The sequence below is a fragment of the Prevotella sp. oral taxon 313 genome, from assembly GCF_003043935.1.
Classification (GTDB): Bacteria; Bacteroidota; Bacteroidia; order Bacteroidales; family Bacteroidaceae; genus Prevotella; species Prevotella jejuni.
This window is the reverse complement of record NZ_PYXE01000001.1, coordinates 3,194,034-3,215,638: the sequence shown is the minus strand read 5'-3', so window position 1 is coordinate 3,215,638 and position 21,605 is coordinate 3,194,034. Positions and strand designations below refer to the sequence as shown.

Below are 21,605 nucleotides of genomic sequence, written 5' to 3'. Positions count from 1 at the left end.
TGTTTATAATTTAATCATTCTGAAATAACGGAAAGCAGATGGTCTACCTGCGGAGCGAGAGGACGTATGCCATCATTGATGATTTCATAATCACTACGTCGTAACACTTCCTCCTGCGGTAGCTGACGTGCTATCCACTCAAGGGTTTTGTCCCTACTAATACCATCACGTACCATCACTCGATGAATACGAATGTCTTCTGGAGCTGTGACGCATACTACCTTATCTATATGAGTGCGCTTGTCAAAACCACTATCGAAAAGGATAGCACTCTCTAACCATGTTTGCCCAGACTGCTCAAAGTCGTGAGCAACAGCAGGATGAATGATAGCATTTACAGCTTGTACATGGTCTTCGCTACGAAGGAGATAGGCCGCAAGGATGCTTTTCTGTAACACTCCATCACGGAACACATCGTCACCAATAAGTGTGGAGAGCTGCTGCTGTAAGGACTGAGAGGTGCGCATCAACTCCTTTGCATGCGCATCACAATCGTAAACAGAGATACCTCGCTCTGCAAGAAGCTTACAGACGTAAGACTTTCCACTACCAATTCCACCTGTTAATGCTATAATCATCGTTGCTCGATAAGATAATCAACCCTATTGATGGCCAGTCGAACATTGCGTACACCATTAGGTGAACTAATCACATAGATAGGACATTTATCGCTATTACTCTTCTCTATCTCTTCGTAGTTGACTACAACTCGGAACCCGACAGGGAGTAGCTCTTTCGTCTCAGCATTCTTTGGCATAGACTGCATACGGTAGGCTCCTACCACAAAGTTGACTTTTACCTTGCTTGGGAAGGTACGCATCACCTTATTTTCTGGCATGTTAATCGCCTCAATAGGTACCTCAACACTCTCTTCAGTAAGTACGTCTGGATAAAGCTTCATCCTCACCTTGGAAGGAATACACTTAGCATCGGTGAACTTTCTGAGGTCGACTGTCAATTCCTTAACGTCAGTAAAGTTACTTATATGCTGCCGCTCCGTATAGACAGTTTGGATGCTATCCAACACACTACGTGCTGCGTAGACCTGTACACTGTCTGGATAGAAATCGACACGTGCAAGATAATAGTTATCACCTGGCGTTACTGTACCTAAAAGACGTACTGGAACCTTCTTATGACGACCAAAGTTAAAAGAGAAAGTGAACTTACCGTTTTTAACAGAAGTTATCTTTGAACTCTTGGAAAGTTGAAGATTAATCTGACGCTGGAGGTCGGCAACGGGTACTTCTCCTCGGCTTCTACCATCACTGTATGCCCTATAATCGATGTAAAGAGGATGGAAAGTATCATCAAGTCCATAAAAAGCTATCATATAACCCTTGTCTCGCACGGTAAAGCGAACAACGGAATCAAGGTCGCTGGTGATGACCACATTACGAGGAACTCCCGTCATGCGAAGTGAGATACTGAACTCTCGTTCATAAGTCTCGTTCAGTGTCATAATCAACCAAAAACCTCCACTCAATACCAAGAAGAACAAAAAAATCAGAAACTCCTTATTGAATATCCTCAATAAGAAGCTCCTGAAGGTACTGAATGTACGAAGCGATTTGCTTGTTTTCATCAAATCCTTTCCTTCTTTTCTCTATCAATAAGGTCTTACTTAGACTGTCCCTGCTGAGAAGCCTGTACGTTTGCAAATACGTAGTTCTTATCAACAGTGATAACAACACCACGTGCTATTTCGACTTCAACCTTATTGGTTGTCATATCAATATGCTTTACTGTTCCATAGATTCCACCACCAGTTACAACAGAATCACCTACTGAGAGCGCATTCTGAAAAGCACGAATTTCCTTCTGCTTCTTCTGTTGTGGACGAATCATGAAGAACCACATGATGGCAAAGATAGCGACCATCATGATAATCATAGGCATTGGACTACCTTGATTTGCAGCCTGAGCTGCGAGGATTAATGTTGTATTCATTATTTATCAGTTATTATATTCTATAATGTAATAAGTAAGAGAGAGTAAACAGCTGGACCTACTCCTTTGGTAGCTATCATAATGTATATGAGAACCATTCACATGAGTTTCGCATTCTTATCAATGCTTATTGTTATTCTCTCTATACGCTAACTCCTTATTCCTCTACAGCCTGTTCTGGCTCTTGTTGCTGACGATTAGCAACACGCTGAGCAGAAATTTGCGCAATCGTAGGGCGACGACCTTCACGACGAGTAGCCCTATTGTCTTGACGTTCATTATGAGGATGACGAGGGCGAGGCTCTGGCATCGTCTTCATCATCATACCAGTCTGTATGAGATGACGTGCTATCGTATCAAGCATACCGTTGATATATCCGCCACTACGTGGTGTACTATATAACTTAGCTAAGTCAACATACTCGTTGATCGTTACCGTCACTGGTATATTGGGGAATGTCAACATCTCTGCAATGGCTATCTGCATGATGACAACATCCATATACGCCAAACGAGAGAAATCCCAATTACGACTTGACTCACTCATGTAACGCTGATAGTCGTTGGCATTGAGGATTGTCGAACGGAATAGCTTAAGAGCGAAATCACGGTCTTCTTCGTCGCGATACTCCGGTAGAAGCTCCTGATCAGCACCATTAGCTGGGTCAAAACGCTTGATAGTCTTGATAACAAAGGTATCAACAACCTCCTTATCATCATTCCAATAAAGGCTCTTCTCCTCCAAGACTACATCCAAGTCAGGGTTCTCCTGTATTAGCGTACGATATATCTTACGCCATACCTCACGGTCGGCTTCGTATGAATCATCATCACCATTCATGTACTCTTGGTAGATTGTACTCTGTTCTATCTGGTCGCAGAGTTTACGAACAGCCTCCATGTCATCTTCCCAACGGCGTTTCTGTGATTCCATGAACAGGTTTAGCTGCTTATTCTCCTCCAACTGAAGAGCGAATTTATTATCTACAAAACGACTTGAGGGAGCCTCTGTCCCCTCACGGGTAGCACGATTCGCAGCAATCTCCACACGATGACGCTCCTCTTGAGTTATGGATACGATTAAAGCCAAGAGGTAATTGTAGAGATCATACGCTTTCGCCAAGCTGAAAAGTAGCTCCTTTTCAGCATTGTCCATATTCCTGTTACCGTTCTGATAGTATGCATAGGTTAACTGGACAATCTTAATTCTAATTAATTCCCTATTGATCATTGCCTTTTCTAAAGATTGTGTTTCGTATTGAATACTTTATTTTGCAAATGTAGGAAAAATCCTTCGTACGTGCAAACATTACTATCTTTTTCTATGTTTTTTTATTGATTACTTGCTTAATCCAGCTAAAAGCGGTATCTTTGCAGCGCTTTTTGCAAATTGAGGATTGAAAGTTATGGATATAGATAAAGATTTCCAATTCCTTAATCACTCAGTGTGTGATGGCGAATTAAAGTTCATATTAATTTAGAGTAACACAATTATGAAAGAAATTAAAGTATCAGGTCAGAAGCGTACAGACCTTGGAAAGAAAGCTTCTAAGCAGCTCCGTAAGGAAGGTTTAATCCCATGTAACCTCTATGGTGAGGCTCAGCAGGATGGCAAACCAGTAGCATTCTCTTTCACTGCTCCTATGTCAGAGTTGCGTAAGTTGGTTTACACACCACACATCTACGTTGTTGAGTTGGTTATTGATGGCGAGAGACACACTGCAGTTCTCAAAGAGCTTCAGTTCCACCCAGTAACAGATGCACTGCTTCACGTAGATTTCTATGAGGTAAATGACCAGAAGCCTATCACTATCGGCGTTCCTGTTAAGCTCGTAGGTTTGGCACAGGGTGTTCGTGATGGTGGTCGTATGAACCTCTCTATCCGCAAGATTAACGTTAAGGCTCCTTATCAGCAGATTCCTGAGCACCTCGACATCAACGTTACAGAACTTCGTCTTGGTAAGAGTATCAAGGTTGGCGAGTTGAGCTTCGAGGGTCTTGAGCTGGTAACACCAAAGGAGGTTGTAGTTTGCTCAATCAAGGCTACACGTAATTCTATCCAAGCTGCGCAGGCTGCAGCAGCTGCTGAGGCATAGTAATCCTACGCCAACAATTAACTTAATATAGGAAATTGGACAAGTATTTAATTTGTGGATTGGGTAACCCAGGGTATGAATACGATGGGACCCGACACAATACAGGATTTATGGTATTGGACGCTTTCGCTAAGGCGTCCAATATTGTTTTTGAGGATAAGCGTTATGGTTTCATCGCAGAGACAACCATCAAGGGTCGTAAGATTATTCTTCTGAAGCCTACAACATTCATGAATCTCTCTGGTAATGCAGTGCGCTACTGGCTCAACAAAGAGAATATCGACCAGAGTCGACTCTTGGTTATCTCCGACGACGTTGCTCTTCCATTAGGTGCTTTCCGCTTGAAAGGAAGTGGCTCAAATGGTGGGCATAATGGTTTAGGACATATTCAACAACTCATCGGACAGAACTATGCTCGTCTGCGTATGGGTGTTGGTAACGACTATCCACGTGGTGGACAGGTTGACTGGGTGCTGGGACACTACTCTGACGAACAAATGAAAGAACTTCAACCAGCTATCGATTTAGGTGTAGAAATCATCAAGAGCTTTGTTCTTGCTGGTATCGACATCACGATGAACCAGTTTAATAAACTCGGAAAGAAGTAATAGTACACGCTCTCTAACATCAAATGAAGTTATGAACGATACTGCAAGAATTGACAAATGGCTCTGGGCAGCCCGCATCTATAAGACTCGCTCGATTGCAGCGGATGCCTGCAAAAACGGTCGTATCACAATAAATGGTGTCAACGTGAAGCCTTCTCATACCATTAAGGCGGGTGAAGTGGTGAGTGTTAAGAAGTCGCCTATCACCTACTCGTTCAAGGTTCTCAAACCAATTGAGCAACGTGTGGGTGCAAAACTCATCCCTGAAGTCTACGAGAATGTGACCGATGCTAAGCAATACGAGCTTTTAGAGATGAGCCGTATCAGTGGTTTCGTCGACAGAGCACGTGGAACAGGACGTCCAACTAAGAAGGACCGCCGTCAGATGGATGCCTTCGTCGACCCTGCCCTATTCGGTTTTGATGAGGAGGACGACGAGGAAGACGATTTCTAAAGGTTCTATCAACTTGGTTATACATAATTTATAGACTGTCTTACAAGGCCTCTATTGAAGCCATATTTGCACCATGTGATTTCATAAAAAATAAGAAAACACGACTTACGTACCGCAAACAACAATCATAAGCGGACAGGGAAGTCGTGTTTTCTTATATAATAATGACATGCTAAAAGCGTATCTTCTGCAGAACTAACGGATGTTTTTAAAGTCCAATAAGGCATCCAGAGAAATTGAGAATATGACGAATAAATTACAAAGCGAACTACCCCTAACTTCTAAATCTTACCAAACCTACACCTACAAAAGGTTCAACCAACAATAGTCCAAACTATCGTTTTCCAACAAAATTAGCCTTTCATTCATCTTTATTCATTTTATTTCATATCTTTGCAAATGGATTTAATAAAACTAAACAAATGAAGAAACTACTCATTTTCACCTTGTTCTTTGGCTTACAAACGGCGACTATGGCACAAGACACGACTGGATTGGATAAGGATAAAGCCGTTTACTTGGAACTATTAGGTGCCTCTAACCTTGTAGGTATCAACTATGATGCACGTTTCAACGACCATACACGCTTTGGGTGGAGAGCCGGATTGAGCTTCGGTTATGGTCATAATTCCAATATATTCTGGGAAGGTTCAGACGTACGTGGCTATGCTGTACCATTGGAAGTTAACTATCTCTTGGGTAGCCAAAAGAACAACCTTGAGGTTGGTGTGGGTGCCAGTGTGGGTATATACAATATACACGGTATATTTGTGGAGTCTGTAGATGGCCCTACGTCTTCGCTGTCAGCTGACCAGCAGAAGCATGCTGTGGGAGAGTATAACACTCTAGAAGGAATAAAGACCTGGCTGGCTTACAATGAGAGTCGTAACCAATTCGGCTACTATTTCTTTGGAAACATAGGCTATCGTCACGTATCTAACAAGGGTTTCCTGTTCCGTGCAGGTTTCAGTCCTTCTTTTACTATTGGCGAGAAGAATGCAGTTAAGAAAGCATTCTTCTTTCCATACCTCGGCTTCGGTTGGGCATTTTAATTGAGAAACAGATAATAACAAAAGCAGGGACGTACGTATCGTGCGCCCCTGCTTTTGTCATATAAGGAACAGCTAAGGGATTACCTTATCTATTACACAACCATAATTAACTTCGTCATCACGCTTCATTTCCACATACACTGAGTCAAATGGAGTGTAAGTATCATGAAGATAAAAATAGACTTTACTTCTTATCTTAGTACTATCACCAGAATCCATGAATTCAGATGCAACCTCTATATTCCGAAGATGACGTGAGAAGACTTTCGTTGGACAGATTGATTGAATTCCATTATTAGTAACCTGCTGTACAAAGTTACTACTGCCATAGATGTGGGCGAGCTTTATAAGCGATGCTTTATCTACTGGTTTCTGCTGTGTTTCGTGGATGTATCGAATATAAAAATCTGTTGCTAAATCCGACTGATCCCATGACTTTGGTATTGAATAAGACTTAACTTTTCCACCTTTAGAGAAGGCTAACACAAAAGGAAAGCCTTCATCTGTCTCAGCTTGATAGATACCAACAGAAACGTATGCCGTAGTGTTAGTAATCTCAATGGAAGGACGAACATAGAGTTGATAGGTACTATCTGTACTAATAAAGTCGTCTACCGTAAATTCCTTTTTATCAAAGAGTAGCTTACCTTTCTTCGATACGGTAACAAGTAGTTTCTTTTCAAACATCTTGTAGTATTTTATCTTCCTCTTGGTATCCGCAGTTTGTATAAGAACATGCCAATCATCGTAAACGGTATCGACGACTGTTTCCAAACCTCTAAAGACACGTTGAGGTAAATCTGTTTGCTTTTGAAGAACAACGGAATCCTTTTTAGGAAAAGCTTTAACTACTTTTCGACTCCCATCGGTACATGCAACTATTATTACCACACCAAGGAATGCTAAAAGAGATGTGGCAATAAACTTTGCCAATCGATGCTTTTTCATAATTTTCTTTTTACTTAAGATTAGTCCTAAAACCTTAATCCCTATTAGTTATAACCCTTGACCACTTTTTTAATATATTATCGAACAAATCGTTTGTCATATGTAACGAAAGTATTACGAACTCCTACAAGTTAGAGAGTCAGACAAGATGATGACATAAAATGAAAGAGATTCGAAAACAAAACGATTACGAAAGATAGAACTCAACTCTATATATAGGATAACTTACTTTATATAACGATAAAATCCTTTACCATTATATACCGATTTGCTAACACTAAACTCCCTGCAGAATATTGCCAAAATTAGAATGGAATCAACGTATTAAGATTTATCAGAAACTGATGAATTAAAATCTCGAGAATAAAGAGTTCTTTGATAAAAACCATAAACGGTCTCCCGCTTTCTTATAAAAACGGAAGACCATTGCATTTTCATTCTATTATGATTAGCCTTACTTTACAGGTATCTCCTCCAAAGTCTGAACGAGAAGTTTCCAGAAAGGCTCAACAGTTGCTATCTCAAGACGCTCCTTCGCTGTATGTGGACTGCGGAGAGTTGGACCAAGACTTACAACATCCATACCTGGATACTTGCCGAGGATGACTGAACATTCAAGACCAGCGTGGTCTACCTGCACAATACCCTCTACACCATTCTGCTCCTTATAAACCTTCTTCAAGAGGTTAAGGATTTCACTCTCTGGGTTTGGATCCCAACCACCATATTGGCCACTAAAGACTGTCTTCATGCCAGCCATATTGAAGCAGCTCTCCAACTGAGCAGAGATATAGTCTCTCATGTCCTCACGGCTTGAACGAGCAAGAATCATAATAGAGGCCTTAGTTGGCTCAATATGTATAATTGCAAGGTTTGACGAAGTCTCAACAACGTTTGGATACGAAGGAATCATGCGTAACACACCATTGTGGCAAGCATAGATTGCATCAATAAGATTGTCCTGAATGTCTACAGGGACAAGGTTTGCAGGCTTCTCAACATCCTCTACGAAGAACTCTACATTTGGTTCAATACCCTTAAACTCGTCTTCTAAGAGTGCTTTCTGGCGTGCAACCATATCCTTCAAAGCTGCAACCTTGCTCTGTGGCAACGCCAAAACAACCTCTGCCTTAAATGGAATAGCATTGCGCATATTACCACCTTCCCAAGATGCCAAGCGTACACCGAGTTCAGTAACTGCATTGCGAACGAAGCGAACCATCTCTTTATTAGCGTTAGCACGACCCTCATTGATCTCAAGACCAGAGTGACCACCACGAAGACCCTTTAAGGTCACCTTTACAGCAGCTTCTTGTTCGTTCTCAACCTCCTTATATTCTAATGTTGAAGTAATGTCGACACCACCTGCAGAACCAATCACAAACTTACCCCAAGTCTCTGAGTCAAGGTTCATAAGGATATCACTATGCAACTCACCACTTGGCATTTCATTGACACCATACATACCCGTCTCTTCATCACGAGTAATCAATGCCTCTACAACACCATGCTTCAAGGTCTTATCTTCCATGACAGCCATGATAGCAGCAACACCGATACCATCGTCAGCACCAAGTGTTGTGTTGTTTGCATATACCCATCCATCAACGATATGTGTGACGATAGGATCGGTCTCAAAGTTATGGTTACTATCTGGAGCCTTCTGTGGAACCATATCCATGTGAGCCTGCAACAGAACCGTCTTACGGTTTTCGTATCCTGGTGTGGCAGGCTTACGCATAACGACATTGCCGCCAGCATCGATATAAGACTCAACACCTACTCTCTTAGCAAAGTCTAACAAGAATTGCTGTACTTTCTCTGGTAATCCTGAAGGGCGTGGAACCTGTGTCAGATCATCAAAGTTTCTCCAAAGGCCTTCAGGCTTAAGATTTCTGATTTCACTCATAATGTTGATTTTAAAAGGTTATTATCATTGTTTATTCATTCGCTCAATAGATTCTTCTTCTACCCTTACTCTGCAGGACGAGTAAGCTCGGTTGGACGACCTAAAGACACTGGTGTCTTGGTGAAACTTAGTGCTATCCATGCATAGATGCCCAAGAGAATAACCAATAAGGTCTGAATGGTATGTACAATCAGTACGAAATAGAGTGCCTGATTGTCTGCCACTCCATAGAGTATCAGCATTGTCTTGACAGCAAAGTGCCAGGGTCCTGCCCCGTTAGGTGTCGGTACGATAACGGCTACCGAGCCAACAACGAAACTCACAAGTGCACATGAAAGACCGAGGTTTGCTGTTGCATCAAAACAAAAGAACGTCAAGTAATAATGTAGGAAATAACTTCCCCATATCGCCAGACTGTAGAAGATAAACAAGGGAATATTCTTTACTTTACGTAATGAGCTAATTCCCTGCCATATACCACTAAACATTTCCTTCACTTTCTTATAGAAAGACAAGTGACGTAACACATAATAGATGAGGATAACAGAGGCTACACCACAGATAGCTGTTACCAACCAGCCTGTTGGTGAGAACATTCCGAAGACATCATCAATACGTGTTCCCGTCTTAGAGAAGAAGTTTGTAAAGACTCCTATCTGCATTAAGAAGGCTGTAGCACTGATAAGTAATACGATAATCGTGTCTACTGCGCGTTCAGTAACTACCGTTCCGATAGCTTTCGGGAAGGCTACTTTATCATACCTATTCAATACGCCACAGCGAGCAAACTCTCCTATGCGAGGGATAAGCAGACTAACAGCGTAAGAAAGGAAGATTGAGTTGACACATACCGACGAACGTGGATGCTCGCCAATAGGCTCAAGACTCTGCTTCCACCTCCACCCACGGAATGCTTGCGCCAGTATGCCGAAGGGGAGAGAGAGAATCATCCAGGTCCAGTTCATATCATGTAGTAGTACATGCTTGATGCTGGAGAAGTCGAATCCCCGGTACATCCAATAGAGGATTGCACTTCCAAGTAGTAACGGCAATGCAATCTTCACAGTATTGTTGAACAGTTTCTTCGTCCTCATATAATGGAGCAAAGATAATTAAAATGTTTTTTAATGCAAAATAAAATGAGTATCTTTGTAGGCAAATAAAGAAAAATTATGAAATTAGTCAAGCCAAAGAAGAATTTGGGTCAGCACTTTCTTACCGACTTAAACATCGCTCGTCAGATTGCTGACACCGTTGATGCCTGTCCTGACATACCGGTATTAGAGATAGGACCAGGTATGGGTGTCCTCACTCAATACCTTGTTGAGAAGCCACGTGAAGTGAAAGCTGTAGAGATAGATACGGAGAGTGTGGCTTTTCTCTACGATAAGTTCCCTAAGTTAAGAGAGAATATTCTTGGGGAGGACTTTCTCCTTATGGACTTGACAAAGGTCTTTGACGGTAAACAATTCGTACTGACTGGTAACTACCCATACGACATCTCATCTCAAATCTTCTTCAAGATGCTTGAGTATAAAGACCTTATTCCTTGCTGTACGGGAATGATTCAGCGTGAAGTTGCACAGCGTATGGCTGCTGCACCAGGTTCAAAGGCTTACGGAATATTGTCTGTCTTGATACAAGCATGGTATGATGTAGAATATCTCTTTACTGTAGATGAGAATGTCTTCAACCCACCCCCAAAGGTGAAGAGTGCCGTTATCCGTATGACACGCAATGATGTGACAGACATCGGATGTGATGAGAAACTCTTCAAGCGTGTGGTAAAGACTGTCTTCAATCAGCGTCGTAAGATGTTGCGTGTGAGCCTACGTCAGATTTTCAACACTGGTAAACCAACGAATGGTTTCTATGAGCAAGACATCATGACCAAACGTCCTGAACAACTGTCTATCACTCAGTTTGTAGAACTAACAAACATGGTTGAGGCGCAATTAGTTAATTATCAACAATAGAGTGCATGACAAGAAAGGAACAATATGAACAACTTACGACGCAGATTGTAGGTTTGATAAAAGATGAAACAAACCTCATTGGCATCTTAGCGAATGTATCGGCAGCATTGCATGACACCTTCCCAGAGCATTTCTTTTGGGTGGGCTTTTATCTACAAGCACATGGCAATATGCTGAGATTAGGTCCTTTTCAAGGGTCAGTAGCTTGTTACACCATCCCATACGGTAAAGGTGTCTGCGGGAAAGCATGGGAAGAAGGACACACACTCATTGTTCCCGACGTAGAGACATTCCCTGGACACATTGCTTGTAGTAGTCTTTCTCGCAGTGAGATTGTTGTCCCTATGTATGATGATACACATATTTTCCGTGGTGTACTCGATATCGATAGCACCCGCCTCAACGACTTCGACGAAGACGACAAAGAAGGCTTAGGACGTATCATCGACTTACTCATGGAAGAAACACAAGACCTTTTCTTATAAAGAAGGATTGAGAAGCCTGTTTTAAGTAAGAATAGTAGCTAACCTCCCAACGATACGGATAATGTATAAGGAGTAAGACCTTGTTTTGACAAAAAAGTAAAGTAAAATCTTGTACATATCCGAATTAATACCTATTTTTGTAACATTGAATAATAACACAACGGAATATGATAGACGTTAAGCAGACATTAAATGATGCCAGCGAGCGCATGGAAATGGCAACGATGTATCTCGGTGATGAGTTGCAGCGCATCCGTGCTGGCCGTGCAAACGTAGCCATCCTCGATGGCGTACGAGTAGATTCATACGGTTCAAAGGTTCCTTTGAATCAGGTTGCCTCTGTCATGGTGCCTGACGCACGTACCATCGCTATCAAGCCATGGGATAAGAAAGCCATCAAAGACATTGAAAAGGCTATTATGGACTCAGATGTTGGTATCACACCAGAGAACAATGGTGAGCTGATTCGCCTTAATTTGCCTCAACCTACTGAGGAACGACGTCGCGACTTGGTGAAGCAATGCAACAAAATAGGCGAGCGTACCAAGGTAGAGATACGTAATGTTCGATCTGATATCAAGGAAAAACTGAAGAAAGCTATCAAAGATGGCCTCTCTGAAGACAATGAGAAGGACGCAGAAGACAGCTTGCAAAAGATCCATGATAAGTTTATCAAGCAGGTTGATACGCTGTTAGAAGATAAGCAGAAAGAGATTATGACCGTTTAATAAAGCACACAACGGCCCCTCCCCCTTACCCCTCCCCCAAAGGGAGGGGAGTAATATGTACCGACTATCACAATTCTATTCAGATTAATGGCGGTAACTACTCCCCTCCCTTTAGGGGAGGGGTAAGGGGGAGGGGCAACTCTTTTTTATTTTTATGCGCGGCTTAGTAATAAAGAACACAGGTAGCTGGTACACGGTGAAGACCGATGACGGCAAGACGATAGATAGCAAGATTAAGGGCAATTTCCGACTGAAAGGAATACGCTCAACTAACCCCGTGGCTGTGGGTGATCATGTTGTCATCACGCCCAACCAAGAGGGAACGGCCTTCATCACAGAGATAGAAGACCGACGAAACTATATCATCCGAAAATCACCTAACCTATCAAAACAGAGCCATATCATTGCTGCCAACATCGATCAAGCGTTCTTGATTGTCACAACAAACTATCCTGAAACATCCACAACCTTTATCGACCGCTTCCTTGCCAGTGCTGAAGCTTATCGCATCCCTGTAACACTCGTATTCAATAAGCACGACTTACTTGATGAGGACGAATTACGTTATCAGCATGCCGTGATGAATCTCTATGACACTATCGGATATCAATGTGTAGAGATACAGGCAAGCGCTGAAGCAGATAACGAGTTTAGCGTGGAGAAACTAAAGCCATTACTGGCTGGGAAAGTGACCCTTTTGAGTGGGAATAGTGGCGTAGGAAAATCAACCATCATCAATGCTCTCCTACCCCATGTCAACCTTCGTACGGCTGAGATATCTGATGTTCACAACACGGGTATGCACACTACAACATTCAGCGAGATGTTGGAGTTGCCTATAGGTGGATATCTTATTGACACACCAGGAATAAAGGGATTTGGAACATTCGATATAGAACGTGAGGAGCTGACAAGCTACTTCCGTGAGATTTTTAAGTTCTCAAAAGACTGCAGGTTCTCAAACTGTACGCACACACATGAACCTGGCTGCGCCGTAAGAAAGGCTGTCGAAGACCACTACATAGCTGAGAGTCGTTACAATAGCTACCTCTCTATGCTCGAAGACAAGGATGAAAATAAATATCGTGAGGCTTTTTAGCTTCACGTTTCTTTTGTTCGCTTCAATTTTATTTCACGATAAGAAAGTTTTTTCTTCACGACAAGAAATATTTATTTTCATGATGAGAAATATTTCTTTTCACGTAAATAAATTGAAGAAGAGAGCTTTTATAATTGTTCTTTCGATATACGAATGATAGTAGAAAACAAGTAGACTAAAAGCTAAATCGGCTCTAATTAACACTTTGTGAGACGTTCTAAAACATGCTCCCAACTGTCGGCAAACTCGCGAATGGTAGGGAAAAGGATGTTAGCTCCTTCTTTTAAGAGCACCGAATCAGCCAAAGGACCACTATTGATGGCCACCGTATAGCATCCTGCTGCTACTCCTGCATGCACTCCAAGTGGTGCATTTTCAACAACAATACCCTCTGATGGTGAATAGTTACCTGCTTTTTGTAATCCCATCAAGTAGGGATCGGGATTAGGTTTACCACGCTTCACATCGTAGGCCGTCGTTATCTGGTCCTTAGAAACAAACTCACCAAAGTCTCGAGTGACACGCTCTATCAGGGGAAGTTGAGCACTTCCTGTTACAATACCTATCTTTAACCCACTTTCCTTAATCTTTCGCATGAGGTCTATCACACCATCAAACACCTTAGCCTCAGGCATTTCATGAAAGTAATGTGCCTTAACATCATATATTCGCTGGGCTTCTTCCTCACTAAGTTCCTTATCTAATTGCGCTTTAGCATACTTACGAATAGTATCAACTCCACGTGCTCCCTCCGTTGCGTAAGAGTCCTCAAGGGTGAAGTGGATACCAAACTCTTTCATAGCACGCTGCCAAGCAATACCGTGATTGGGCATTGAATCATAAAGAACACCGTCCATATCAAAGAGGACTACCTTGGGTTCTCTCCAAGACTCTCCTACGGAAGGGCTGTCTTGCTGAGCTTGTGACATCATCGTAACTTGCTTCACCTTATTATTATATATTATTATCCTCAAGTCCCTCAGCTATGTGAAGAACTTGAGGATATAGTAAGAATATTATAAATAGTACTCTCCGTGACATCTATCCACACCACCCTAACTTCGTTTCAGTAGGTATTCCTCCCCTTTCGAGGAGCTTGGATAGGGTGCTTCCCTCCCTTTCGAGGAGAGATTGTGGAGAGGTTCTTATTCCTTAGTCAGTCTTTCCTGAATAGCTTTACTCTCTGCTTCGTACCCTGGCTTATTAAGAAGAGCAAACATGTTCTTCTTGTATGCCTCAACACCTGGCTGATTGAAAGGATTAACTTCTTGTACAAGACCACTAATACCGCAGGCCTTCTCGAAGAAATAAATAAGCTGACCGAGGTAATACTCATTCAGTTTAGGAACACTAACACGGATGTTAGGGACACCACCATCAACGTGTGCCAAGCGTGTACCAAGCTCAGCCATCTTATTAACCTCGTCAACACGCTTACCAGCGAGGAAGTTCAAGCCATCAAGATTTTCCTCATCATGTGGGAAGAGAACCTTAGCATTAGGCTCCTCGATAGAGATGACTGTCTCAAAGATAGAACGTTCACCCTCCTGAATCCACTGACCCATAGAGTGGAGGTCGGTTGTGAAGTCACAAGCCGCTGGGAAGATACCCTTGCGATCCTTACCTTCACTCTCTCCATAGAGCTGTTTCCACCACTCAGCAAAGAAGTGGAGCTTTGGCTGGAAGTTAGCTACAATCTCGATCTTCTTGCCTGCTTGTGAGTAGAGACCCTGACGAACTGCTGCGTAACGTGCTGCGATGTTGTTTGCGAAAGGAACGTCAACAGAAGTCTCTTTCTCCATCACCTGCGCACCCTCAACAAGCTTCTTTACATCGAAACCAGCAACAGCGATAGGCAACAAACCAACTGGAGTGAGTACAGAGAAACGTCCACCGACATTATCAGGAATAATAAATGTCTTATAGCCTTCCTTTGTTGCAGCAGCACGTGCAGCACCCTTGTGCTCATCAGTGATAGCAACAATGACATCCTTAGCATTCTCCTTGCCCAGTTGATCCTCACATTGCTTCTTCAAAAGACGGAATGCAAGGGCAGTCTCGGTCGTTGTACCAGACTTAGAAATATTGATAACACCAAACTTCTTATCCTTCAGATAGTCTGTTAACTCAGCGAGGTAATCCTCACCAATATTGTTACCAGCAAAGAGGATAGTTGGGTTCTTCTTATCATTTACAAGCCAAGCGAAGCTGTTACCCAATGCTTCAATGACAGCGCGAGCACCGAGGTAAGAACCACCGATACCTGCAACGACAACCACCTCACACTTCTCACGGAGTGTATTGGCAACTGCTTGAATCTCATCAAGGAACGCTGGAGTAATACTTGATGGTAAATGCAACCATCCAAGGAAATCATTACCTAGGCAAGTAGCCTTCTCTAAAGCGTCTTGAGCTGCAGCAACATGAGGGGCATAAGCCTCTACTGTGCCTGGATTCAGAAACTGAACCGCTTTTGTGATGTCTAACTTAATACTTTCCATTTGTGTTTATCTAAATGAATCTGTTAATAATTTTATTTCTATTTGTGGACTAATACGTTCATAAAGGATGTTATATACAGCATCGAGGATAGGCATATTGACGTGTAGACGACGATTTATCTCTTTCATACACTTTGTTCCGAAGTAGCCCTCAGCAACCATCTCCATCTCTATCTGTGCTGATTTAACGCTGTATCCTTTTCCTATCATTGTACCAAAGGTGTGGTTTCGAGAGAACTTACTATATCCTGTCACCAATTGATCACCAAGATACACACTGTCAATGATAGACCGCTTGATAGGATTTATCGTATTGAGGAAGCGCTCCATCTCCTGCATTGCATTTGACATCAATACTGCCTGAAAATTATCACCATACTTCAAACCAGAACAAATACCAGCCGAAATGGCATAGACATTCTTCAATACAGATGCATACTCTATACCGAGGACGTCTGGAGAGGTCTTTGTCTTTACATAGTTTGATGCCAACACCTCCGTGAAAGCACGTGCCTTACTGAGATCAGAACAACCCACTGTGAGATAGGTCAAGCGTTCCATTGCCACTTCCTCCGCATGAGAAGGACCGCCAATGACTGCAAGATTATCGTAAGGTACATTATATGCCTCATGGAAATACTCCGAACACACAAGGTTTTCGTCGGGAACAATACCCTTAATAGCTGTCACTATCAGCTTAGAATTTACCTTTGTCTTCAGCTTCTTTAGTAATGCTTTTAGATAAGGAGAAGGAGTTACAAACACCAACGTGTCATACTCTTGTACTATCGCATTGATATCTGATGAGAGCATCACCTCCTTCATATTAAACTTCACACTGGTGAGATAGGTTGGGTTATGTCCTCTCCGCTTAAACTCTTCTATCTTATCGTCACGTCGGAAGTACCAACCAATATGATGCGTATGCTCCACAACAATCTTAGCGATAGCCGTTGCCCAGCTACCGCTTCCTATGATTGCTATTTTACCGATGTCGAACATAGTCACTAAAGTAAAAAGGTTATAGGGTAATAAGGCTAAGAATGGGATAAGATTAGTGTATCAGTAAGATGTAATAAACATATCTCTTGACGCAACACCATCTCCCTGTTTTTTCTATCCTATATCATAACAATAGCTTACTCCCTACTTTCTTACCTATTTGCTTCTACTTTCTTATCTTTTATTTGCTTCTTCAATCCACTTTTGGATATCCTCAACAGAAGGCTTCTCGTAGCCGAGCTTGTACTTCTTATTGATTTCTCCAAGTTTCTGCTGCAGCCCTTGTGCTTTCTCCTCTTTGATATCAGAGATGAGATTAAAGCCTGCCTTACGCAGAACATAGACCCACTCTTCAGCTACTCCGAGCTCAGCCCATTCCTTAACAGAAGACTGTGGTATCTTTGGTTCTGGCTTCATCTGTGGGAAGAGCAATACTTCCTGGATGTATTCCTTACCTGTCATCAGCATTACCAAACGGTCGATACCGATACCGATACCTGATGTAGGAGGCATACCATACTGCAAAGCACGGAGGAAATCTTGGTCAATAATCATCGCTTCGTCATCACCCTTATCTGCTAAGCGCATCTGTTCTACGAAACGCTCCTCCTGGTCAATTGGGTCGTTAAGCTCTGAATAGGCATTAGCCAACTCCTTTCCATTAACCATCAACTCAAAGCGTTCTGTCAAGCCTGGCTTTGAACGGTGCATCTTCGTCAGTGGTGACATCTCTACAGGATAGTCTGTAATGAAGGTTGGTTGTACGTATGTACCCTCACAGAACTCTCCGAAGATTTCGTCAATAAGCTTACCTTTACCGAAGCTCTCGTCAATCTCTTCTAACTTTAGCTCGTTTACAGCGATATTACGGATTTCGTCCTCTGTCTTATCACTAAGGTCAAAGCCCGTCTTCTCCTTGATTGCGTCAAGAATTGGCAGTCTACGGAATGGTGCCTTGAAGCTGATAACCTTATCACCGACCTGTACTTCTGGTTTTCCATTTACCTCTGTACATATCTTCTCAAGCAATCTCTCGGTGAAAGACATCATCCAATTATAGTCCTTGTACTGTACATAAAGCTCCATACAAGTGAACTCTGGATTATGGAAACGGTCCATACCTTCGTTACGGAAGTTCTTACCAATCTCATAAACACCCTCAAAACCACCGACAATCAGACGCTTTAGATAAAGTTCTGTTGCAATTCTCATATACATCTCGATATTGAGAGCATTGAAGTGGGTGATGAACGGACGTGCACTTGCTCCACCAGCAATACTCTGCAAGGTTGGAGTCTCCACCTCTGTATATCCTGCTTCATCGAAGAACTTACGCATAGTACGCAGTACGGTGGCACGCTTCAAGAAAGTATCTTTCACACCATCATTCACAACGAGGTCGACATAACGCTGACGATAACGCTGTTCTGGATCTTCAAACTTATCGTAGGCTTCACCGTCCTTGTACTTTACGATAGGTAGTGGCTTCAAACTTTTAGCCAAGAGGGTAATCTCTTTTGCATGTACAGAGATTTCTCCCATCTGTGTCTTAAACACTTCACCCTTAACGCCGATGAAGTCACCTATGTCGAGCAACTTCTTGAATACCTTATTATATAAATCTTTATCTTCACCCGGACAGATGTCATCTCGAGTGATATAAACCTGAATTCTACCCTTACTATCCTGTAATTCTGCGAAGGAGGCCTTGCCCATAACACGACGTCCCATCATACGACCAGCAATTACAACCTCACGGTGCTCGTCTTCTTTGAACTGCTCTTTGATATCAGTAGAGTAAGCATTTGTTGGGAACTCTGCCGCTGGATAAGGATTAATCCCCATCTCTCGCAATTCTTGCAGGCTTTGGCGGCGACCAATCTCCTGCTCAGATAATTCTAAAACGTTCATATTTATAATTAAATCGAATATATTCTTATAGTTTGCAAATTTACTAAATAATTCGCAAATTATGGCTGGTTTTGACTTTTTTATGGCTACTTCGCATTTATAACACTTACTTTTCAATATTTATCCCATATTGCTTTTCAGTGCCTAAACAGATTTTTTTTTATTATCGAACTGCCTGTTCGGACTACATAACTCTGCTGCTTCCAACCTACATCATGCAACAAAGTCTTCCAAGATACCTACCCGATGATACACTGATAGTAAATAACCATGCGATTAGTAAGAATAATAATGACACCTGAAAACGTCTAAGAGATGAGCTATAATTACAGTTTTAGTTTTAAACTAAGTTGCTGTCATTTTAACATTTGGTGTTAACTTACTATCATTCAATAGCTTATATACGTCAAAAGAATGACAGATATGACAGCAAAATTATTTTTCCTCTCATTCAACCAATCCTTAACATCTTCACATTTTGCTCTTAGCTCGATTGGAATTGTATGCAAAAAGGAGGGAGAATTTAATTATTTACGATAGTCAGTAGTGGCGCTCTATGTGAACTAAATTGGCTATGGGGATCTATGAGCCTCTACCAATGTACATAAATCGGTAGTCATCTGTGAAAGAAAGGATGACTCCCTTTTACTTTTTCTTACGTACACATAGGCGATGCCTCGGCAATCACTCCATGCCTATGATAGGTCTGTGGGATTATGATAAATCATTACACAGACTCGAACTAATAACCCTCAAAACAAGGGTATAGAGCCTTCTTTCATAACATTCATAACCCACAAGGAATCAGAATGTTACGAATAGCGTTTAAGAACATGCCTTTCTTGCCCCAAGAAGGGCGTCTTCTTGATGCAAGAAGGGCATGTTCTCGAACGTAGAAGGGCGTCTTCTTGGTACGTCCCCAGCCTCTTTCGCAATTGAGAGAGGGAACGATTACTGAAAAAGACAGACAAGAACGGACTCACAACCAACCTCTGTACAAATTTAAAGGAGGGTGATTAATGAACTACTCTCACAAATTCAATCTGCAAGCGTTACGTTTCATCTCCTTTTATCAGCAGTCCATGAGGAGTGACCTCACATTTTACGCCTCTCCCATCGAGGGAGGAGAAAGGGAAAAGCCAACTGGGGAAGGAGAAAGGACCAGCTGGAATTGGGAATAGACCACCTATGCAACAGTGAGTGAGGATGCCACCCCTCCAACTTTCATATACCTTTGTGCACATGAGTCTTAGGATAACATAATCCATCAGAACACATGACATCATACATTTAATAGCCGCTTAGCACCTCATAACTATTGCTGTAATGTTGCAATCTATCTAACTTTTTACTACCTTTGCATAGCATTAAACAGACAAAGTAATGAATATAGATAAAGTTTGGGAACATATCAAAGGGGAAGACGGACTAAGTCATACACTCGGTATGGAGTTTATTTCGACACCAGAAGACGACACCTTAAAAGCAAGGATGGCGGTCGACGACCGTAATAAACAGCCTTTTGGCTTCCTCGCAGGCGGTGCTTCTTTGGCACTTGCAGAGAACCTTGCAGGGGTTGGATCGATGGCTTTATGCCCTGGGATGATGGCTATGGGTATTAATGTACACGGTAATCATGTCAAGGCAATGCCATACGGTGGAACGGTTACGGCTTATGGGAAACTGATTCACAAAGGGCGTACACTACACGTATGGAACATTGACATCAAGAATGACGATAACGAACTTATTTCAAGCGTACAAGTTACCAACTACGTCATAGCCCCACAGAAGAAGTAAATGGATTCTTTTTTTATCTATCGCGAACCTTTTGAGGAGGTTTGTCATTGCTATACTCAACCAGAACAGCCGTCAGCTTTCTCTTCCCTCACAGCCCTTAACGGACGAGAAGGATTTGTTATTGCTCCCTTCAGTTGCCATACTAATGATAAAGTCTACTTGCTGGATGGTCCAAAGGGCACTTCGGTCGTCCTTCCATTAGATGGGAGTAAAGGTTTTGAAGCTATTCCTGATTGGCAAGACGATGCTGTGTTTACCGCATCAAGTATCGCTTATCGTGAGGACTATCACAATGATTTCTGTCATTTCCATAGTGAGTTGGAACGCAATACATTCCGAAAATTGGTCTTGGCTCGCTCGATCATCGAACAGAAAGACGAGCACATGAGTCCTCGGGACATCTTCTTGAATGCTTGTAGTATGTATCCTCGCTCATACATCGCTCTTTTCTACACACAAGAGACGGGTATGTGGCTCATTGCAAGTCCGGAGATTCTTCTCCGTGGAGACGCTAATGGTTATCAAACCATGGCTTTAGCAGGTACGATGAGATATGCGGGTGAAGACATGAGATGGTCTGACAAGAATAGAGAGGAGCAACAACTTGTGACAGATTATATCCGTACTTGCTTACAGCCGTTTGCGATGGAGATTACAGAAAGCGAACCTTACACGACACGTGCAGCCCATCTGGCTCATCTCCGCACAGACTTTCGTTTCCTTCTCAAGGATAGGCAACGCCTTGGAACCTTCCTTACAGCCTTCCACCCTACCCCTGCGGTATGTGGTATACCAAAGGATAAGGCACAGCAATTCATCCTATCTAACGAACAACTCAATAGAGGTTATTACAGTGGGTTTAGTGGACTGCTCGGTGAAAACGGTACGGCAAAGCTCTATGTCACACTCCGTTGTATGCAACTCTCCCGCTCTGCTTGCCGCCTCTATGCTGGTGGTGGTCTCTTAAAGGACAGCATCGAAGAGAATGAATGGCTGGAGACAGAATCCAAACTCGACACAATGCGAAAGCTATTAATAAGGGATTAGCCTTATTAGGCTTATTGGCCCTATAGGCCTTATTAGCCT

The 21,605-nt window shown here is 42.4% G+C and carries 21 protein-coding genes; 10 read left to right on the top strand and 11 right to left on the bottom strand.

The annotated features are described in order from the left end of the window. Positions 1-14 precede the first annotated feature (14 nt). The 4 genes from coaE to nusB all read right to left on the bottom strand — a co-directional run bounded on the left by coaE (position 15) and on the right by nusB (position 3,181). Entirely contained in the window at positions 15-578 is a 564-nt protein-coding gene (gene coaE / locus AXF23_RS12560) for a dephospho-CoA kinase (RefSeq protein WP_107625535.1), read from the bottom strand. Further along, positions 575-1,585: a CdaR family protein gene (locus tag AXF23_RS12555; protein WP_107625534.1), complete on the bottom strand. Its 1,011-nt coding sequence runs from the start codon at positions 1,583-1,585 to the stop codon at positions 575-577. The genes coaE and AXF23_RS12555 overlap by 4 nt, the downstream gene beginning before the upstream one ends. Positions 1,586-1,620: 35 nt before the next feature. Next, positions 1,621-1,950, bottom strand: coding sequence for a preprotein translocase subunit YajC (yajC, locus tag AXF23_RS12550; RefSeq protein WP_107625533.1), 330 nt, complete (start codon positions 1,948-1,950; stop codon positions 1,621-1,623). Positions 1,951-2,107: 157 nt separating this feature from the next. After that, the gene (gene nusB, locus AXF23_RS12545) at positions 2,108-3,181 is read right to left on the bottom strand and encodes a transcription antitermination factor NusB (protein ID WP_107625532.1); all 1,074 of its coding nucleotides are present in this window, start codon (positions 3,179-3,181) and stop codon (positions 2,108-2,110) included. A 262-nt stretch (positions 3,182-3,443) separates the two neighbouring features. On the opposite strand from nusB, the gene AXF23_RS12540 reads away from it, so the two are divergent. The 4 genes from AXF23_RS12540 to AXF23_RS12525 all read left to right on the top strand — a co-directional run bounded on the left by AXF23_RS12540 (position 3,444) and on the right by AXF23_RS12525 (position 6,160). After that, on the top strand, positions 3,444-4,046 hold the full coding sequence (locus AXF23_RS12540; protein ID WP_089366455.1) for a 50S ribosomal protein L25/general stress protein Ctc: 603 nt from the start codon (positions 3,444-3,446) through the stop codon (positions 4,044-4,046). Positions 4,047-4,081: 35 nt separating this feature from the next. Beyond that, positions 4,082-4,654, top strand: a complete 573-nt coding sequence (pth, locus tag AXF23_RS12535; protein WP_089366456.1) for an aminoacyl-tRNA hydrolase — start codon at positions 4,082-4,084, stop codon at positions 4,652-4,654. Positions 4,655-4,685: 31 nt separating this feature from the next. Beyond that, a complete protein-coding gene (locus tag AXF23_RS12530) occupies positions 4,686-5,108 on the top strand; it encodes an RNA-binding S4 domain-containing protein (protein WP_107625531.1) in 423 nt (140 codons plus the stop codon). Between the two features lie 473 nt (positions 5,109-5,581). Further along, positions 5,582-6,160 carry a hypothetical protein gene (locus AXF23_RS12525; protein ID WP_107625892.1) on the top strand — a complete coding sequence of 193 codons (579 nt, stop codon included), beginning with the start codon at positions 5,582-5,584 and terminating at the stop codon, positions 6,158-6,160. A 72-nt stretch (positions 6,161-6,232) separates the two neighbouring features. On the opposite strand, the gene AXF23_RS12520 is transcribed toward AXF23_RS12525, so the two are convergent. The 3 genes from AXF23_RS12520 to AXF23_RS12510 all read right to left on the bottom strand — a co-directional run bounded on the left by AXF23_RS12520 (position 6,233) and on the right by AXF23_RS12510 (position 10,111). Next, a complete protein-coding gene (locus AXF23_RS12520; protein ID WP_107625530.1) occupies positions 6,233-7,108 on the bottom strand; it encodes a hypothetical protein in 876 nt (291 codons plus the stop codon). A gap of 454 nt (positions 7,109-7,562) precedes the next feature. Beyond that, the gene (locus AXF23_RS12515) at positions 7,563-9,017 is read right to left on the bottom strand and encodes an aminoacyl-histidine dipeptidase (protein WP_107625529.1); all 1,455 of its coding nucleotides are present in this window, start codon (positions 9,015-9,017) and stop codon (positions 7,563-7,565) included. Positions 9,018-9,082: 65 nt separating this feature from the next. Then, positions 9,083-10,111 carry a lysylphosphatidylglycerol synthase transmembrane domain-containing protein gene (locus AXF23_RS12510; RefSeq protein WP_107625528.1) on the bottom strand — a complete coding sequence of 343 codons (1,029 nt, stop codon included), beginning with the start codon at positions 10,109-10,111 and terminating at the stop codon, positions 9,083-9,085. A gap of 78 nt (positions 10,112-10,189) precedes the next feature. On the opposite strand from AXF23_RS12510, the gene rsmA reads away from it, so the two are divergent. The 4 genes from rsmA (at position 10,190) to rsgA (ending at position 13,305) form a co-directional block, all read left to right on the top strand. After that, positions 10,190-10,993: a 16S rRNA (adenine(1518)-N(6)/adenine(1519)-N(6))-dimethyltransferase RsmA gene (rsmA, locus tag AXF23_RS12505; protein ID WP_107625527.1), complete on the top strand. Its 804-nt coding sequence runs from the start codon at positions 10,190-10,192 to the stop codon at positions 10,991-10,993. Positions 10,994-10,998: 5 nt separating this feature from the next. Further along, positions 10,999-11,478, top strand: a complete 480-nt coding sequence (locus AXF23_RS12500) for a GAF domain-containing protein (protein WP_107625526.1) — start codon at positions 10,999-11,001, stop codon at positions 11,476-11,478. A gap of 167 nt (positions 11,479-11,645) precedes the next feature. Continuing rightward, positions 11,646-12,206 (top strand): ribosome recycling factor, encoded by a 561-nt coding sequence (frr, locus tag AXF23_RS12495; protein ID WP_009011525.1) that lies wholly within the window; start codon positions 11,646-11,648, stop codon positions 12,204-12,206. Between the two features lie 154 nt (positions 12,207-12,360). Beyond that, complete coding sequence (rsgA, locus tag AXF23_RS12490) at positions 12,361-13,305, top strand: ribosome small subunit-dependent GTPase A (protein ID WP_107625525.1); 945 nt, start codon at positions 12,361-12,363, stop codon at positions 13,303-13,305. A gap of 197 nt (positions 13,306-13,502) precedes the next feature. Here rsgA and AXF23_RS12485 read toward each other — a convergent pair whose 3' ends face one another. From AXF23_RS12485 to lysS, 4 genes are all read right to left on the bottom strand, one after another. Continuing rightward, positions 13,503-14,237 (bottom strand): inorganic diphosphatase, encoded by a 735-nt coding sequence (locus AXF23_RS12485; RefSeq protein WP_199222210.1) that lies wholly within the window; start codon positions 14,235-14,237, stop codon positions 13,503-13,505. A gap of 213 nt (positions 14,238-14,450) precedes the next feature. After that, positions 14,451-15,806, bottom strand: a complete 1,356-nt coding sequence (locus AXF23_RS12480) for a glucose-6-phosphate isomerase (protein WP_107625524.1) — start codon at positions 15,804-15,806, stop codon at positions 14,451-14,453. Positions 15,807-15,812: 6 nt separating this feature from the next. Next, positions 15,813-16,808 carry an NAD(P)H-dependent glycerol-3-phosphate dehydrogenase gene (locus AXF23_RS12475; protein WP_107625523.1) on the bottom strand — a complete coding sequence of 332 codons (996 nt, stop codon included), beginning with the start codon at positions 16,806-16,808 and terminating at the stop codon, positions 15,813-15,815. A gap of 174 nt (positions 16,809-16,982) precedes the next feature. Then, the gene (lysS, locus tag AXF23_RS12470) at positions 16,983-18,719 is read right to left on the bottom strand and encodes a lysine--tRNA ligase (RefSeq protein ID WP_009011520.1); all 1,737 of its coding nucleotides are present in this window, start codon (positions 18,717-18,719) and stop codon (positions 16,983-16,985) included. A gap of 1,383 nt (positions 18,720-20,102) precedes the next feature. Here lysS and AXF23_RS12465 point away from each other — a divergent pair. Then, the gene (locus AXF23_RS12465; RefSeq protein WP_009011519.1) at positions 20,103-20,519 is read left to right on the top strand and encodes a PaaI family thioesterase; all 417 of its coding nucleotides are present in this window, start codon (positions 20,103-20,105) and stop codon (positions 20,517-20,519) included. Next, entirely contained in the window at positions 20,520-21,566 is a 1,047-nt protein-coding gene (locus tag AXF23_RS12460; protein WP_107625522.1) for an isochorismate synthase, read from the top strand. Positions 21,567-21,605 lie beyond the last annotated feature (39 nt).